Consider the following 15391-nt stretch of genomic DNA (forward strand, 5'->3'; position numbering starts at 1 on the left):
ATTTTGAAAATATATACATTTTGAAATGATGGCATTATATGAAAGAATTTAGTATCATGATTCAAGGTACTATTTCAAGTTGGACGGAGGATACTATGAGCTTATTAACAGTTGAAAAATTAGGACATACATTTGGCGATCGTACATTATTTAAAGATGTATCTATGCGATTACTAGCAGGTGAGCACGTTGGATTAGTTGGTGCAAACGGTGTTGGTAAATCAACATTCATGAATATCATTACTGGTCAGCTTATTCATGACCAAGGTCGTGTAGAATGGACACCGGGCACACATTACGGTTACTTAGACCAACATACGGTTTTAACACCTGGACGTACAATTCGTGACGTACTAGCGGATGCATTTTTACCGCTATTTGAAAAGGAAAAAGCTTTAAATGAAGTTACAGAAAAAATGGGAACTGCTACACCAGAAGAACTAGAAGAACTTCTTGAGCAAATGGCAGAAATACAAGATGCACTTGAAGCAGGTGGTTTCTATTTACTAGATATGAAAATTGAAGAGGCTGCACGTGGTCTTGGAATTGATGCAATTGGTTTAGATCGTGATGTTTCAGCACTAAGTGGTGGACAACGTACAAAGGTATTGCTTGCAAAGCTATTACTTGAACAACCAGAAGTATTATTACTTGATGAACCTACCAACTATTTAGACGTTGAACATATTCATTGGTTAACGAATTATTTAAAAGAATACCCACATGCGTTCCTGTTGATTTCCCATGATACGGAATTTATGAATAAATGTGTTGATGTTATTTTCCATCTAGAATTCACAAAAATGACGCGTTATACAGCAACATATGAAAAATTCCTAGAGCTAGCAGAAATCAATAAAAATCAACATATAAATGCTTATGAAAAACAACGTGAGTTTATCAAAAAGCAAGAGGACTTCATTGCAAAGAATAAAGCTCGTTATTCAACGACAGGTCGTGCAAAGAGTCGTCAAAAACAACTTGATCGTATGGAGCTTATTGATCGCCCAGAAACAGCAATTAAACCGGAATTCTCATTTAAAGAAAGTCGTGCAAGTAGTCGCTTCGTCTTTGAAGGTGAAAATGTAGAAATCGGATATACACATCCGCTACTACCAAAGTTATCAATGACGATCGAACGTGGTGAAAAAATTGCCATTGTTGGATGTAACGGTGTTGGTAAATCCACGTTACTAAAAACAATCTTAGGTAAAATTAAACCTTTAAGCGGTAAAACAAGCCTTGGTGACTTCTTAGAGCCTGCATACTTTGAGCAAGAAGTTAAAGCTGACAATATAACACCAATTGATGATGTATGGAATACATTCCCTGGCCTAGACCAATATCAAATTCGTGCGATGTTAGCAAAATGCGGATTAAAAAATGAACATATTTCTCGTCCATTAAGTCAATTAAGTGGTGGAGAACAAGCAAAAGTTCGTTTATGTAAACTAATGGGTGAAGAAAGTAACTGGCTACTATTTGACGAGCCGACAAACCATCTTGATGTTACAGCAAAAGCGGAACTTAAGAAGGCTATGAAAGCATATAAAGGAACAATTCTTCTTGTATGTCACGAACCGGACTTCTATGAAGATTGGATCACAAAAGTTTGGGATGTTGAAGAGTGGTCTCAAAATAGTAAGTAGTCTTATCTTAAAAAAACTCCTTGTATGGACAAGGAGTTTTTTGCTTGTTTTTATTAAGAATTTTTTATATTGTAATATCCCATAAGTCGCAATTTAAATTCTTTTAATTCCGAATATGTCTCTAAATTTGCTAACATTCCTCTAATGACCGGAATTCTTGGATTAGACAATCTCATCTCCGCCTCTAAAACATCTAATGTAACAAGTAATTCATCATTTTCTAATTGATCCGCTAAAGTACGTTTAAACACAATAATTTCTTTTAAAAAATGTTCCTTAACCTGTTCCTTAATAAGCTCTGATTTACAAAGAAATTCTCCAAGCTTTTCTTCATGTAACACAGGTTCTTCTGAAGATTCTACCAATCCATCTACTAAATCGTCTACTCTTTTCAAAATAAAAGCAGAGACGTAAGATAAGTCTATTTCTGGCGCTTGTAAAATAATTAGTTCTAAATATCCACGGCATATGCCTTCTACCATAATGACTAAATCTAATAAATATGGCATAACCTTATCACCATAGATAGACAGTAAACTATTCCGATAAAATGCGTGAGACTCTAACTTCATCCGCATCATAAATTCTTCTACTTCTTTATTAAAAGGAATCGCATTTTCCCTTGCATGCATAATAATAAATTCTTTATGCTTTTGTATATCATTAAACTGGCAATGCAATTGTTTTGCAAATTTTTCACGTGGCAATAACGACTCTTTTTCAATATCCATCATTTTATTTTGAATCTTGTCATAGTAATATCGAAGTGTCGCTAATAAAAGTTCCTCTTTTGATTTAAAGTATAAATAAAAGGCTCCCTTAGATATGCCACAAGCTGTCACAATTTCCTGCACCGATGTCGCATTTACACCCTTAGTCGCAAATAACTTCATAGCCATCTCTATAATTAAGCGCTCTTTTTCTTTCATATCATGTCTCTCCTAAATTTAATCTCGCATCTTATTATGAATGTATTATACCATCCCTTTTCATTGACGGCTGACCAATCAGTCAGTTATATTATGTATTAGACTGACCAGTTGGTCAATATAATACAAAGGGAGCGCAAACATGAACAAAATTATTAATTTTTCGTTAAAAAATAAGTTCGCAGTTTGGCTACTAACCATTATCGTTACCATTGCAGGTATTTATTCTGGGCTGAATATGAAGCTGGAAACAATTCCTGATATTACAACACCTGTTGTAACAGTAACCACGGTTTATCCTGGTGCTACACCAGAAGAAGTAGCTGATAAAGTTTCAAAACCGATGGAAGAGCAACTGCAAAATTTAAGTGGTGTAAACGTTGTTAGTTCATCATCTTTTCAAAATGCATCTTCTATTCAGGTAGAATATGATTTTGATAAAAATATGGAAAAGGCTGAAACAGAAATAAAAGAAGCTCTCGCAAATGTGAAACTGCCAGAAGGCGTAAAGGACCCGAAAGTTTCACGTGTAAACTTCAATGCCTTTCCTGTTATTTCATTAAGCGTAGCAAGTAAAAATGAATCTTTAGCTACCTTAACTGAAAATGTAGAAAAAAATGTTGTGCCAGGATTAAAAGGACTTGATGGAGTCGCATCTGTTCAAATTTCAGGTCAACAAGTAGATGAAGTACAACTTGTCTTTAAAAAAGATAAGATGAAAGAATTAGGTTTAAGTGAAGATACTGTAAAAAATGTAATTAAAGGATCGGACGTATCTTTACCACTTGGCCTATATACATTTAAAGACACAGAAAAATCAGTTGTTGTAGATGGAAATATTACAACAATGAAAGCATTAAAAGAATTAAAAATCCCTGCTGTTCCTTCATCAGCAAGCGGTCAAGGTAGTCAAACTGCTGGAGCTGGTGCACAAATGCCACAAATGAATCCAGCTGCTATGAACGGGATTCCGACAGTTACATTAGACGAAATTGCTGACATTAAGGAAGTCGGAAAAGCAGAATCTATTTCTCGAACAAATGGAAAAGAAGCAATTGGAATTCAAATTGTCAAAGCTGCTGACGCCAACACAGTTGATGTTGTAAATGCAGTGAAAGATAAAGTAAAAGAACTTGAGAAAAAATATAAAGACTTAGAGATTATTTCAACATTCGACCAAGGTGCACCTATTGAGAAATCAGTAGAAACAATGCTGAGCAAAGCCATTTTTGGTGCTATTTTTGCGATTGTTATTATTATGCTGTTCCTACGAAATATCCGAACAACATTAATCTCTGTCGTTTCCATACCACTTTCTTTATTAATTGCTGTATTAGTCATAAAGCAAATGGATATTACACTTAACATTATGACACTCGGAGCAATGACAGTCGCTATCGGGCGCGTTGTGGATGACTCCATTGTTGTTATTGAAAATATTTACCGACGTATGTCGTTATCAGGAGAGAAACTACGCGGGAAAGATTTAATTCGTGAAGCTACGAAAGAAATGTTTATTCCGATTATGTCTTCTACCATTGTAACAATTGCTGTATTTTTACCGCTTGGACTAGTAAAAGGTATGATTGGTGAAATGTTCTTACCATTCGCCTTAACTATCGTCTTCGCTTTATTAGCATCGTTACTAGTAGCAGTTACAATCGTACCGATGCTAGCTCATTCTTTATTTAAAAAAGAGAGCATGAGAGAAAAAGAAGTACATCATGAAGAAAAACCAAGTAAATTAGCAAACGGTTATAAACGTATACTTGCATGGGCTTTAAATCATAAAATCATCACATCAAGTATTGCTGTCCTTCTATTAGTTGGTAGTCTTGCACTTGTTCCAATTATCGGTGTAAGTTTCTTACCATCTGAAGAAGAAAAAATGATTATTGCAACGTACAACCCTGAACCAGGTCAAACGTTAGAAGACGTTGAAAAAATTGCAACGAAAGCTGAGAAGCACTTCCAAGATAATAAAGACGTCAAAACAATTCAATTCTCATTAGGTGGCGAAAACCCAATGAGTCCTGGTCAATCAAATCAGGCAATGTTCTTCGTACAATATGATAACGACACGAAAAACTTCGAAAAAGAGAAAGAACAAGTCGTTAAAGATTTACAGAAAATGTCTGGAAAAGGCGAATGGAAAAACCAAGACTTCGGAGCAAGTGGCGGTAGTAACGAAATCAAGTTATACGTTTACGGAGATAGCTCAGAAGACATTAAGCCTGTCGTAAAAGATATTCAAAACATAATGAAGAAAAACAAAGACTTAAAAGATATAGACTCTAGTATTGCAAAAACATACGCAGAATACACTTTAGTCGCAGATCAGGAAAAGCTAAGTAAAATGGGTCTAACGGCTGCACAAATTGGAATGGGACTTTCTAATCAACATGATCGCCCTGTTCTGACAACAATTAAAAAAGACGGTAAAGATATCAATGTATATGTAGAAGCTGAAAAACAAAATTATGAAACAATCGATGACTTAACAAATCGTAAAATTACAACCCCGCTTGGTAGTGAAGTGGCTGTAAAAGATGTGATGACTGTAAAAGAAGGAGAAACTTCGAATACAGTGAAACACCGCGATGGCCGTGTTTATGCGGAAGTAAGTGCAAAACTAACATCTGATGACGTTTCAAAAGCATCCGCCGCGGTTCAAAAAGAAGTAGATAAAATGGATCTTCCTTCTGGCGTAGATGTTTCTATGGGAGGCGTTACAAAAGATATTGAAGAATCATTCAAGCAACTTGGCTTAGCGATGTTAGCTGCGATTGCTATTGTATACTTCGTTCTTGTCGTGACATTTGGCGGTGCTCTTGCACCATTCGCAATTTTATTCTCGCTACCATTTACAATCATTGGAGCCCTTGTTGCCTTATTAATCTCTGGTGAAACGTTAAGTGTCTCTGCAATGATCGGTGCCCTTATGTTAATCGGTATCGTTGTAACAAACGCAATCGTGCTTATCGACCGCGTTATTCATAAAGAAAATGAAGGTCTATCAACACGTGAAGCTTTATTAGAAGCTGGTGCAACACGCCTTCGCCCGATTTTAATGACTGCAATTGCAACAATCGGTGCTCTTATCCCGCTCGCATTAGGATTTGAAGGTAGCGGCTTAATTTCTAAAGGACTTGGTGTAACAGTAATTGGTGGATTAACAAGTTCAACATTATTAACACTTCTTATTGTTCCAATCGTTTATGAAGTATTAAGCAAGTTTAAAAAGAAAAAAGTAAAGTAACAAAAAAATAACCTCGCTAACTGCGAGGTTATTTTTTATTTCCAAACAAGATTAGGAAATCACCATAGCCTTCTTTTTCTAATTCCTCTGTTGGAATAAATCGAAGAGCTGCTGAATTTATACAATAGCGAAGTCCATTTGGTCCTGGACCATCTGGAAATACGTGGCCGAGATGTGAATCTCCTTCCTTACTTCTCACTTCTGTACGCGTCATATTATGACTCACATCCATTTTTTCCTTCACACTAGCTGACATAACTGGCTTCGTAAAACTAGGCCATCCACATCCACTATCAAATTTATCTAGAGAAGTAAACAAAGGTTCACCTGAAACGATATCTACATAAAGACCTTCTTCTTTATGATTCCAATACTCATTTCGAAATGGTGGTTCTGTACCATTTTCCTGTGTTACATAAAATTGCATCTCACTGAGTTTTTCCTTTAAATGAGCATTATCCTTTGGCCAATGTTGCTTAATAAACGCATCTCGCCCTGAGCCCTTACGGTATAACTCGTAGCGGAATTCATTTTTCTTATGATATCCTTGGTGATATTCCTCTGCGGGATAAAACGTAGTAGCTGGCAATATTTTTGTCGCAATCGGCTTTGAAAAGCGCCCACTCCTTGCAAGCTCTTCTTTTGAAGCCTCTGCTTTTTTATGTTGTTCTTCATTATGATAAAAAATCACTGTTTCGTAAGACTGTCCGCGATCGTGGAATTGCCCACCTACATCAGTTGGATCAATTTGTCTCCAATATATATTTAATAACTCCTCATACGGCATTTTATTTGCATCAAATGTAATTTGTACTGCCTCATAATGTCCCGTCGTTTCTGAACATACTTCTTTATATGTTGGATTCTCTTTATGACCACCTGTATAGCCAGAAACAACCTTTATAATTCCTTCCATCTCTTCAAATGGCGAAACCATACACCAGAAGCACCCTCCAGCAAATGTAGCTAATTCTACCTTTTCATTTACAGCCATTCTTTCACCCCTATTCTATCTTCTCCTTACAGTATGGCATAAGAAACATCATGTTATAAAAGAAAAAGCATCGAACATCGATGCTTTTTCTTCTTCACTTTATTTTTTTCCAACATCCTTCTCCATTTCATCACTTGTCACATCTAAGACATCTAATAAGAAAATGAAGATTGGAATACCAATAATTAATCCCCATACACCCAAGAAGTGTTCTGAGAAGATTAATACCATAAATGTATAGAAAATCGGTAAATTTGTTTTTTGCGACATAAACTTCGGATTTAACACGTAACTTTCAAGCGCATGAATGACTGTTACGATAACTAAAATATAAACCACGTACATAATACCGCCGATATTGTAAGCAATCATACAAAGCGGGAATAACGAAATGATAACCCCAGCTACTGGAATTAAACCGAGTAAGAAGATCATTAATGCTAAACCTAATAATTGTGGGAATCCTAATATCCATAGTGCAATAACAGATAGAACACAGTTAACAACCGCAATTAAAAATTGTGCTTCGATTACTTTTCCGAATGAACGTGCAAATTTCTTACCGAAGTACTCGATTTCAGTATAGAAAATTGCAAGTCTGCTCTCTTTAAATTTTGCAGTAAAAGCAACGATACGAGCTTTCTCCAATAAGAAAAATAAACTTAAAATTAAAGAAAGTAACACTTGAAGGCCAAATTTCCCAACATTCGTAATCGATTTATACAAAATGTCAACGCCTTGTCCTACATACTTCGAAAGTTCCATATGATTAACAGCATTAACTGCATACTTAATTAATTCACTGTCCGGTGGGTTTCTTAAAAATACGTTAAATTGATAAATCAATTGTGAAATTTGTATCGTTAATACTGGTAAATATTTAAATAGTGTAATAGCAATTCCACCAATTAACATGACATATAAAAATGCTATAATGAGTTTTCGATTAATGGGCATGAAATGATCTAATTTGCGGGAAATAAACTTTTGGAATCGATCCATTAAATACGTAAGAATAAACGTAATTAAAATTAAATTCAACATACTTTGCAGCCCGTATAACACGAGGGCAAGTATTACTAATACGAGTAACCTCTGAAATCCTTTGCTTTGAAACAGGTTTTTTATTTGCATAATCGACGAGTACTCTCTCCTGTCCTATAAAGTAAAACGTTAATAAGTAGATTTTTCTCTCTTTTCTACTTTTAATTATTCATTCATATTAAGATTTTTATAAGCTCATTATACGCCTACCTTAGCAGATCTATAGTAGCTTACTTCTTATTTTACAATACAATGACCTAATTCAAAACGTATTCTACACAGTATTAATGAAGATTTAAGGAAACTTACATTTTGTCACAATAGGTCTTACCACTACTGTAACATAAAAAGCAAGCTATCAGTAGAAATCTGTCCTACAAATAGCTTGCTTTTCTCATTTTTTAAGTAAGTTTTACTATCCAATGAATGGCATGAACATCGGTATGACAACTACCGTTACAACTCCAACTACTGTTACAGCAATACTTGCCATAGCTGCCTCTACTTCACCCATTTCAATTCCTACTGCCACTCCTAATGCATGACCTGCTGTTCCAAGTGCTAAACCTTTTGCAATTGGATGTTTCACTCTAAATGTTTTTAAGAATAACGCTCCTAATGCGTATACGATGACTGCGTTAAAGATTACTGCAAATGATGTAATTGCTGGTATACCACCAATACTTTCAGAGATTGGTAATGCAATTGCTGTTGTTGCCGCTTGTGGTAACATTGAGTTCATTACTGCTGTATCTAGGCCAATTGCTTTTGCAACAATGAACACGACAATTACTGAACAAATAGATCCAACCACGATAGCTGATAAAATTTGCCACCAATATTTTTTCAACTTATCCACTTGTTTATATAATGGAATTGCAAACGCGATTGTTGCTGGCTCTAAGAAAAAGCTAATCATTTTTCCACCAGTATTATATTCTTCGAAAGTAAAGTTACCTACTTTTAAAAAGACAATCCCTAATACCATCGCTACGAATAATGGTGTGAATAAGAAGAACCCTTTTGAATGCTTGAATAATAATGTTCCGATTCCGTATGCGATTAATGAAACGACGATTCCGAAATATGGAGTCATTGTGCTTGCCATGTTCATTCCCTCCTAACAATATATACTAAAATGGTTACGCAACTTTTCCGTGTTTGCGTCCTTTATTTACTACTTTCAATTCTTTTGTATCTTCTGTTTCTTTTTTATCTTTTCCTAAAATAAATTGTGCAAATAATCCTGTTACAGCGAGTAAAATAACTGTTGCGACAACAATTACAGTTAAAATTTGTACAAAATATTGTCCCATTACACCAAGAGAATTAATAACCGAAATACCTGATGGGACGAAAAGGAATCCGATAATACCTGTTAAAGCTGTTCCAAGTGATTCAACTTGTTCCAATTTAATAACCTTTAAACATAATAGACTAAATAAAATGACTAACCCGATTACCGATGAAGGCATCGGAATTGGTAAATGTGTTGCAATAATATTAGAAATTAACATAATAGCTGAAAATATGAATGCTTGTGATAAGAAACTATATACTTTTTTCGTACTCATTTTGGCCACCTCTTTCGATTTGGTACCTTTATTGTATAGGATATAATCGCCTTAGTAAGCGTTTACATAACAGAACGTCAAATATACAGAATCAGTTACAAATATAAAAGGATGAAATACAAAAGCTGCTTCTTAAATACGAAGCAGCTTCTTGAGTTCTTTTGCATATGTACGACTAACAGGTACTTTTGATCCTTCTTTCATAATTAAATTATAAGTAGAATTGAACCACGGCTGGATTTCAGTAATATGATTAATATTTGCAATGAAGCTACGATGTACACGCATAAAACTTGCTTGCGGCAACTTCTTTTCCAAAATCACAAGTGTATCGTGTGTTATATATGTGTCCCTCATTGTTTTTACTGTTACTTTTCCATCCACAAGTCCTACATATATAATATCTTCAATATTCACAAGTACGATTGATTCTTCAATTGGTAATGCTAATTTATGCATATCTGCCGTTACATCTGCCCCTTTTATTTCTTGCTTCGTTTCTATTTGCGACTGCTTTTGTTTTTTATACTTCTTTAATGTTTGTACAATACGTTCTTCATCAAATGGCTTTAAAATATAGTCTAACGCATCTACTTCAAATGCTTGCAACGCGTATTGATCATAGGCAGTCGCAAATACAATGGCAGGTGGATTTTTCATCTTCTTTAATATATTCGCGATTTCAAATCCGTTATCATCAGATAACTGAATATCTAGGAAAACAATATCTGGTTTGTTTTTCATTAGCTCTTCTAATGCGTCCTCTACACAATCAGCCTCACCAATTATCTCAACTTCCTTCGTTCTTTCTAATAAATACTTTAGTTCATCGCGTGCTAACATTTCATCATCAACTACTAGTACTTTTAACAATCTGCTCTTCCTCCCCTACTTTTTTTGGAATAACAAAAGTAATCTCTGTCCCCTCGTTTAATTTACTTTCGATATGAAGCATCGTTTCTTTTCCAAATAGCCCAATAAGACGTTCATTAATATTATATAAAGCTGTTCCAGTCCCTTTCTTGGACGAAACTACCATCTTTCCTAATTGTTCTAAACGTTCTTCCTCAATTCCTTGCCCATTATCTTTTACTTCAAAATGAACCATACCCTCTTTTTCAAAAACATGCACTTCCACTTCGCATACTGGTTGCTTCTTCGGGAAAGCGTGTCGCAACGCATTTTCAACCAATAGTTGAAGAACAAATGGTGGTACTAAAGTTGTCTTTAGCTCATCCTCAATATACACCTTTACTTCATACTTATTTGGAAACCTTGCTTGTTCTAGCGATAAGTATGCCTGTACATGGTTTAATTCTTGTTCTAGTGGAATCAATAACTGACGTGCCCCTTGTAAATTACAACGGAAATACACACTAAGCTGTAATAATAACTTCCTTGCTTTTTCTACATCTGTTCGGCATAAAGCTGATACTGTATTAATCGCATTAAATAAAAAGTGTGGGTTAATTTGTGCTTGTAATGCCTTTATTTCCGCATCTTGCAATAATTTACTTTGCAACTCAGCTTCACCTAATTCAAGTTGTGTAGAGAATATTTTTGCTAATCCTTCTGCTAATTCCTCTTCCACACGACTTAACTGGTTAGGATTTTTGAAATACAGTTTTAATGTCCCTATTGTATTTCCATGTGAAGTTAGTGGAATAACAATCGCCGCTTGCAAAGGGCATCCTTCATGTTGACAATTAATGACCTCACGTGATTTTGCTTTCATTATTTTCCCTGTGTGTAACACTTCTTTCGACAAACCCGTTATTAAACTATGTGAAGGAATATGGTGATCTGATGCTAATCCAACGTGAGCTAATATTTTCTCTGTATCTGTTAAGGATACCGCATCTGTTCCTGTAAAGCGGTGAATAATTTGTGCCACATGCTTACACGATTCTTCTGTTAAGCCTTGGCGAAAATACGGTAACGTTTTATCTGCAATACGTAATACCTTATGAGTCTGAAGTGCCTTTGCGTTCTCTTCCTGACGCAAAATAGCTTGTATCATAGAAAGTAAAATAAAACTTCCAAAACTATTTACAAGGATCATTGGTATCGCAATTGTTTTCACAATGCTCATTCCATCCTCTACAATTAATAGGATCATAATCATTTCTAAAGAAACGATAAAAACACTTAAAACCGCTGAAAACTTAGGTGTAATTGTACGGTTATATTTTTTAAAAATATATCCGATATAACCAGTTATAACGCCCGCTAAAATTGAAGAGATTGCACAACTTAGCGCCGTCGTCCCGCCAAGCATATAGCGGTGAATACCAGCAATTGATCCTACTCCAATTCCGACGATAGGTCCGCCGAGCAATCCACTAATTCCAACACCCATAATACGTGTATTCGCGATTGTGCTCGATGAAGAAACACCCTGTAGCCAATTTTCATTCATAATCGTATTTCCTGCTATTTCAATTCCTGTGTAATTGCTTACAATTGTAAACACCGAAAAAATACAAATAAGCTTAAGCTTATCTACATATCCGTCTTGCTTATGAAGAAGACGCCTGAACGTTTTAATATGCGAAAGTAAAAACCCTAAAATAACAATAAGTCCGACACGTTCAATCATCATAAGTACTAAATTTAGCATCTGTGATTCATTCCTTTTTATATGAGTTAGTTTTATTATGGGAAAATAATGAAGTGGGCGTCAAGAAGAACGAAATATCTTTTGAAATATTTTATACATAACAATCCCCTCTTTATTTGACAATCTAATAGAAGAGTGCTAAAAATAAAGTAATATAATACAGTCCTTTAACCCAACCCCGTGAGGTTGAGAAGGAAGTCGGAATATACTATACGTATGGCCTTTTTTAGGAATACGTATGCTTTTTTGGCCTTCTCATCGTATCAGGTGAGAAGGCCTTTTGTTATTCTTCCATAGCGACTGTAGAAGAGAATAAGGAGGAGTAATGATGAACGTCACTACTGATGTACAATCAACAACAGAGGAAACGAAAGAGAAAAGATATAAAACACTATTTGGGTCTGCGCTAGGATATGCAGCAGAAGGCTTAGATATGTTGCTCTTATCTTTCGTACTCGTCTACATTTTAAAAGAATTTCATTTAAGCCCTGTTGAAGGTGGGAACTTAACTTTAGCTACTACAATAGGAATGCTAATTGGGTCTTATTTATTTGGATTTATTGCTGATTTATTTGGGCGTATCCGTACGATGGCCTTCACAATCTTACTATTTTCACTCGCGACAGCACTTATTTATTTCGCAACAGATTATTGGCAATTATTAATTCTTCGCTTTTTAGTAGGAATGGGAGTTGGTGGTGAATTCGGAATTGGGATGGCCATCGTAACTGAAACATGGTCGAAAGAAATGCGCGCAAAGGCAACATCCGTTGTGGCACTTGGATGGCAATTCGGCGTACTAGTCGCTTCACTCCTACCAGCATTTATCGTTCCACACTTTGGATGGAGAGCCGTTTTCTTATTTGGACTCATTCCCGCACTACTAGCTGTCTATGTCCGAAAAAGTTTAAGTGAACCGAAAATATGGGAACAAAAACAACGATACAAAAAAGAACTGTTACAAAAAGAAGCTACAGGTAATTTAACAACTACTGAGGCAGAGCAATTAAAGCAAATGAAAAAGTTCCCACTTCGAAAGCTATTTGCAAATAAAAAAGTAACGCTAACAACAATTGGTCTTATTATTATGTCATTCATCCAGAACTTCGGATACTATGGAATCTTTACATGGATGCCAACTATTTTGGCGAATAAATATAACTACACATTAGCAAAAGCGAGCGGTTGGATGTTCATCTCTACGATTGGCATGCTCATTGGAATTGCAACTTTTGGTATTCTAGCCGATAAAATTGGTCGCCGTAAAACTTTTACAATCTATTATGTTGGTGGTACTATATACTGTCTCATTTACTTCTTCTTATTCACAGATTCAACATTATTGCTATGGGGAAGTGCATTGCTTGGATTCTTTGCAAATGGCATGATGGGAGGATTCGGAGCAATTTTAGCTGAAAACTATCCTGCTGAAGCTCGTTCTACAGCAGAAAACTTTATTTTCGGTACTGGACGTGGTTTAGCTGGTTTTGGACCTGTTATTATCGGATTACTTGCTGCAGGTGGTAATGTAATGGGAGCATTATCTCTTATCTTCATTATCTATCCAATCGGTTTAGTTACAATGCTATTATTTGTCCCAGAGACGAAGGATAAAGTATTAGAATAGATTGAAACTACACAGTGTACGATCTTCCTTCAAGAAAGATAGTTATATGAATAACAAAGAGGAAGCATCTCTAATGAAATGCTTCCTTTTTTGATATAAAATATACAATTATTTATTTTGATCTACTAGCTTTTTGGAACAAGAAAGAAGTTTGCTCTTCTTCTTTTACAATCCCTTGTTTTAATGCTAGTTCCCCTGCCACTTTAGGCGCTAGCCATAGCATTGGGAACAACAGAACAGATACTGGGACAGCTGTTACTACGATGAATGATTGCAATGCATTAATACTCCCCTCACCCATGTATAAAAGAATTGCCGCAACTGCTCCCATAATAAGCGACCAAAAAATTCGTAAGCTAATTCTAGGATCTCCGTCTCCAGTCACTGCCATCGAAATCGAATAAGCCATTGAATCTCCTGTTGTCACTACAAATAAAATTGTTAATAAAAGAAATGCCGGTCCAATAATATGAGAGAGCGGCAGTTGCTCTGTAATTGCAATCATAGCAGCTGGCATACCAGATGCACTTAATGCGGTCGATATAGAACCAGGATTCATTAACTCATAAAACACACCTGATCCCCCTAGTATAGTAAACCAAAACGTTGTAATAATAGGTGCAATAATTCCAATTGCAACAATGATTTCTCGAATTGTTCTTCCTCTTGAAATGCGGCTAACTAAAATTGCCATCATTGGTCCATATCCAATAAACCATCCCCAGAAAAAGATTGTCCACGACCCTAACCAACCTGTATCACCGCGGTATGTGCTCATTGGAATAAATTCATTTACATAAAATCCAAACGAAGAAACAAATGCATCAATAATAAATCCACCTGGTCCACATAATAATACAAATACCATTAATAAAATCGCTAATTTAACATTTAAATCGCTTATAATTTGAATCCCTTTATTAATTCCTGTTACTGCAGATATAGTAGAAACCGCAACTACACAAATGATAATTGCTAATTGAGTAGTAAACACATCAGGAATTCCAAACAACGCTTGTAGACCATAACTTGCTTGTAAGCCTAAAAATCCGATTGGACCAATCGTCCCTGCAGCTACCGCAATAATGGCAAATGCATCAATCATTGTTCCAAGCAAACTCTTTCGCAATTTCTCACCAAAAATAGGATATAAAAGCGTTCGAGGTTTTAACGGCATACCTTTATGATAATGCCCATACATCATAACTACCGCACTAATTGTACCTAAAATCGTCCAAGCCAAGAAACCCCAATGCATATAACTTTGCGCTAAAGCAGGCATGACCGCTTCTTTCGTTCCAGCAGATATACCTTCATGTATTGGCGGCACCGTCATCAAGTGGTACATTGGCTCTGCAGCTGCCCAAAAAACGCCACCTCCGGCAAGTAATGTCGACATAATAATAGCAAGCCACTTTGCCGTACTAATCTCAGGTTTTTCTAATCCCCCAAGTTTAACTCTTCCATATTTCGAGAACGCCATACACATTGCAACAATAAATGTACCAATTAATAAAACTTGCCAGAAGGCACCAAAATATTTAATTGAAGCTGCAAAACTGCTATTAATGACTCCCTCTATATAACTTTTATTTAAGAAAACCGCAATTACAAATAATAAAAGCGAACCACCACTAATAAGAAATACAGGCCAATCTGTTTTTCGACTCTTCATCCTCATTTACACTTCCTCCT

The 15391-nt window shown here is 35.7% G+C and carries 11 protein-coding genes; 3 read left to right on the plus strand and 8 right to left on the minus strand.

The window, feature by feature from the left end; genetic code table 11:
* Positions 1 to 95 precede the first annotated feature (95 nt).
* A complete protein-coding gene (locus tag EGX95_RS25995) occupies positions 96 to 1649 on the plus strand; it encodes an ABC-F family ATP-binding cassette domain-containing protein (RefSeq protein ID WP_063246660.1) in 1554 nt (517 codons plus the stop codon).
* A gap of 53 nt (positions 1650 to 1702) precedes the next feature.
* On the opposite strand, the gene EGX95_RS26000 is transcribed toward EGX95_RS25995, so the two are convergent.
* A complete protein-coding gene (locus tag EGX95_RS26000; RefSeq protein ID WP_000659611.1) occupies positions 1703 to 2578 on the minus strand; it encodes a TetR/AcrR family transcriptional regulator in 876 nt (291 codons plus the stop codon).
* Positions 2579 to 2720: 142 nt separating this feature from the next.
* Here EGX95_RS26000 and EGX95_RS26005 point away from each other — a divergent pair, with 142 nt between their 5' ends.
* The gene (locus EGX95_RS26005; RefSeq protein ID WP_001033531.1) at positions 2721 to 5837 is read left to right on the plus strand and encodes an efflux RND transporter permease subunit; all 3117 of its coding nucleotides are present in this window, start codon (positions 2721 to 2723) and stop codon (positions 5835 to 5837) included.
* 28 nt (positions 5838 to 5865) lie between these two features.
* Here the strand turns inward: EGX95_RS26005 and msrB are convergent, their stop codons facing one another.
* The 6 genes from msrB to lytS all read right to left on the minus strand — a co-directional run bounded on the left by msrB (position 5866) and on the right by lytS (position 12069).
* Complete coding sequence (gene msrB / locus EGX95_RS26010; RefSeq protein WP_000290165.1) at positions 5866 to 6831, minus strand: peptide-methionine (R)-S-oxide reductase MsrB; 966 nt, start codon at positions 6829 to 6831, stop codon at positions 5866 to 5868.
* A gap of 99 nt (positions 6832 to 6930) precedes the next feature.
* Positions 6931 to 7965, minus strand: coding sequence for an AI-2E family transporter (locus EGX95_RS26015; protein WP_001166016.1), 1035 nt, complete (start codon positions 7963 to 7965; stop codon positions 6931 to 6933).
* Between the two features lie 325 nt (positions 7966 to 8290).
* Positions 8291 to 8983 carry an antiholin-like protein LrgB gene (gene lrgB / locus EGX95_RS26020; RefSeq protein WP_000168869.1) on the minus strand — a complete coding sequence of 231 codons (693 nt, stop codon included), beginning with the start codon at positions 8981 to 8983 and terminating at the stop codon, positions 8291 to 8293.
* 34 nt (positions 8984 to 9017) lie between these two features.
* Entirely contained in the window at positions 9018 to 9449 is a 432-nt protein-coding gene (lrgA, locus tag EGX95_RS26025) for an antiholin-like murein hydrolase modulator LrgA (RefSeq protein WP_000104902.1), read from the minus strand.
* Between the two features lie 132 nt (positions 9450 to 9581).
* The gene (locus tag EGX95_RS26030; protein ID WP_000921833.1) at positions 9582 to 10322 is read right to left on the minus strand and encodes a LytR/AlgR family response regulator transcription factor; all 741 of its coding nucleotides are present in this window, start codon (positions 10320 to 10322) and stop codon (positions 9582 to 9584) included.
* The gene (gene lytS / locus EGX95_RS26035; protein ID WP_000933577.1) at positions 10300 to 12069 is read right to left on the minus strand and encodes a two-component system sensor histidine kinase LytS; all 1770 of its coding nucleotides are present in this window, start codon (positions 12067 to 12069) and stop codon (positions 10300 to 10302) included. The genes EGX95_RS26030 and lytS overlap by 23 nt, the downstream gene beginning before the upstream one ends.
* A gap of 328 nt (positions 12070 to 12397) precedes the next feature.
* On the opposite strand from lytS, the gene EGX95_RS26040 reads away from it, so the two are divergent.
* The gene (locus EGX95_RS26040) at positions 12398 to 13696 is read left to right on the plus strand and encodes an MFS transporter (RefSeq protein WP_001103434.1); all 1299 of its coding nucleotides are present in this window, start codon (positions 12398 to 12400) and stop codon (positions 13694 to 13696) included.
* Between the two features lie 112 nt (positions 13697 to 13808).
* Here EGX95_RS26040 and EGX95_RS26045 read toward each other — a convergent pair whose 3' ends face one another.
* On the minus strand, positions 13809 to 15377 hold the full coding sequence (locus EGX95_RS26045) for a BCCT family transporter (protein ID WP_001242464.1): 1569 nt from the start codon (positions 15375 to 15377) through the stop codon (positions 13809 to 13811).
* Between the last annotated feature and the right edge of the window lie 14 nt (positions 15378 to 15391).

It is taken from the genome of Bacillus sp. FDAARGOS_527 (genome assembly GCF_003812125.1).
Taxonomy (GTDB): Bacteria; Bacillota; Bacilli; order Bacillales; family Bacillaceae_G; genus Bacillus_A; species Bacillus_A paranthracis.

Coding starts and splice junctions, on each gene's coding strand:
- lrgB (WP_000168869.1), bottom strand. CDS start 8,983: ATGGCAAGCACAATGACTCCATATTTCGGAATCGTCGTTTCATTAATC.
- EGX95_RS26005 (WP_001033531.1), top strand. CDS start 2,721: ATGAACAAAATTATTAATTTTTCGTTAAAAAATAAGTTCGCAGTTTGG.
- lrgA (WP_000104902.1), bottom strand. CDS start 9,449: ATGAGTACGAAAAAAGTATATAGTTTCTTATCACAAGCATTCATATTT.
- EGX95_RS26000 (WP_000659611.1), bottom strand. CDS start 2,578: ATGAAAGAAAAAGAGCGCTTAATTATAGAGATGGCTATGAAGTTATTT.
- EGX95_RS26040 (WP_001103434.1), top strand. CDS start 12,398: ATGAACGTCACTACTGATGTACAATCAACAACAGAGGAAACGAAAGAG.
- lytS (WP_000933577.1), bottom strand. CDS start 12,069: ATGCTAAATTTAGTACTTATGATGATTGAACGTGTCGGACTTATTGTT.
- EGX95_RS26015 (WP_001166016.1), bottom strand. CDS start 7,965: ATGCAAATAAAAAACCTGTTTCAAAGCAAAGGATTTCAGAGGTTACTC.
- EGX95_RS25995 (WP_063246660.1), top strand. CDS start 96: ATGAGCTTATTAACAGTTGAAAAATTAGGACATACATTTGGCGATCGT.
- msrB (WP_000290165.1), bottom strand. CDS start 6,831: ATGGCTGTAAATGAAAAGGTAGAATTAGCTACATTTGCTGGAGGGTGC.
- EGX95_RS26045 (WP_001242464.1), bottom strand. CDS start 15,377: ATGAGGATGAAGAGTCGAAAAACAGATTGGCCTGTATTTCTTATTAGT.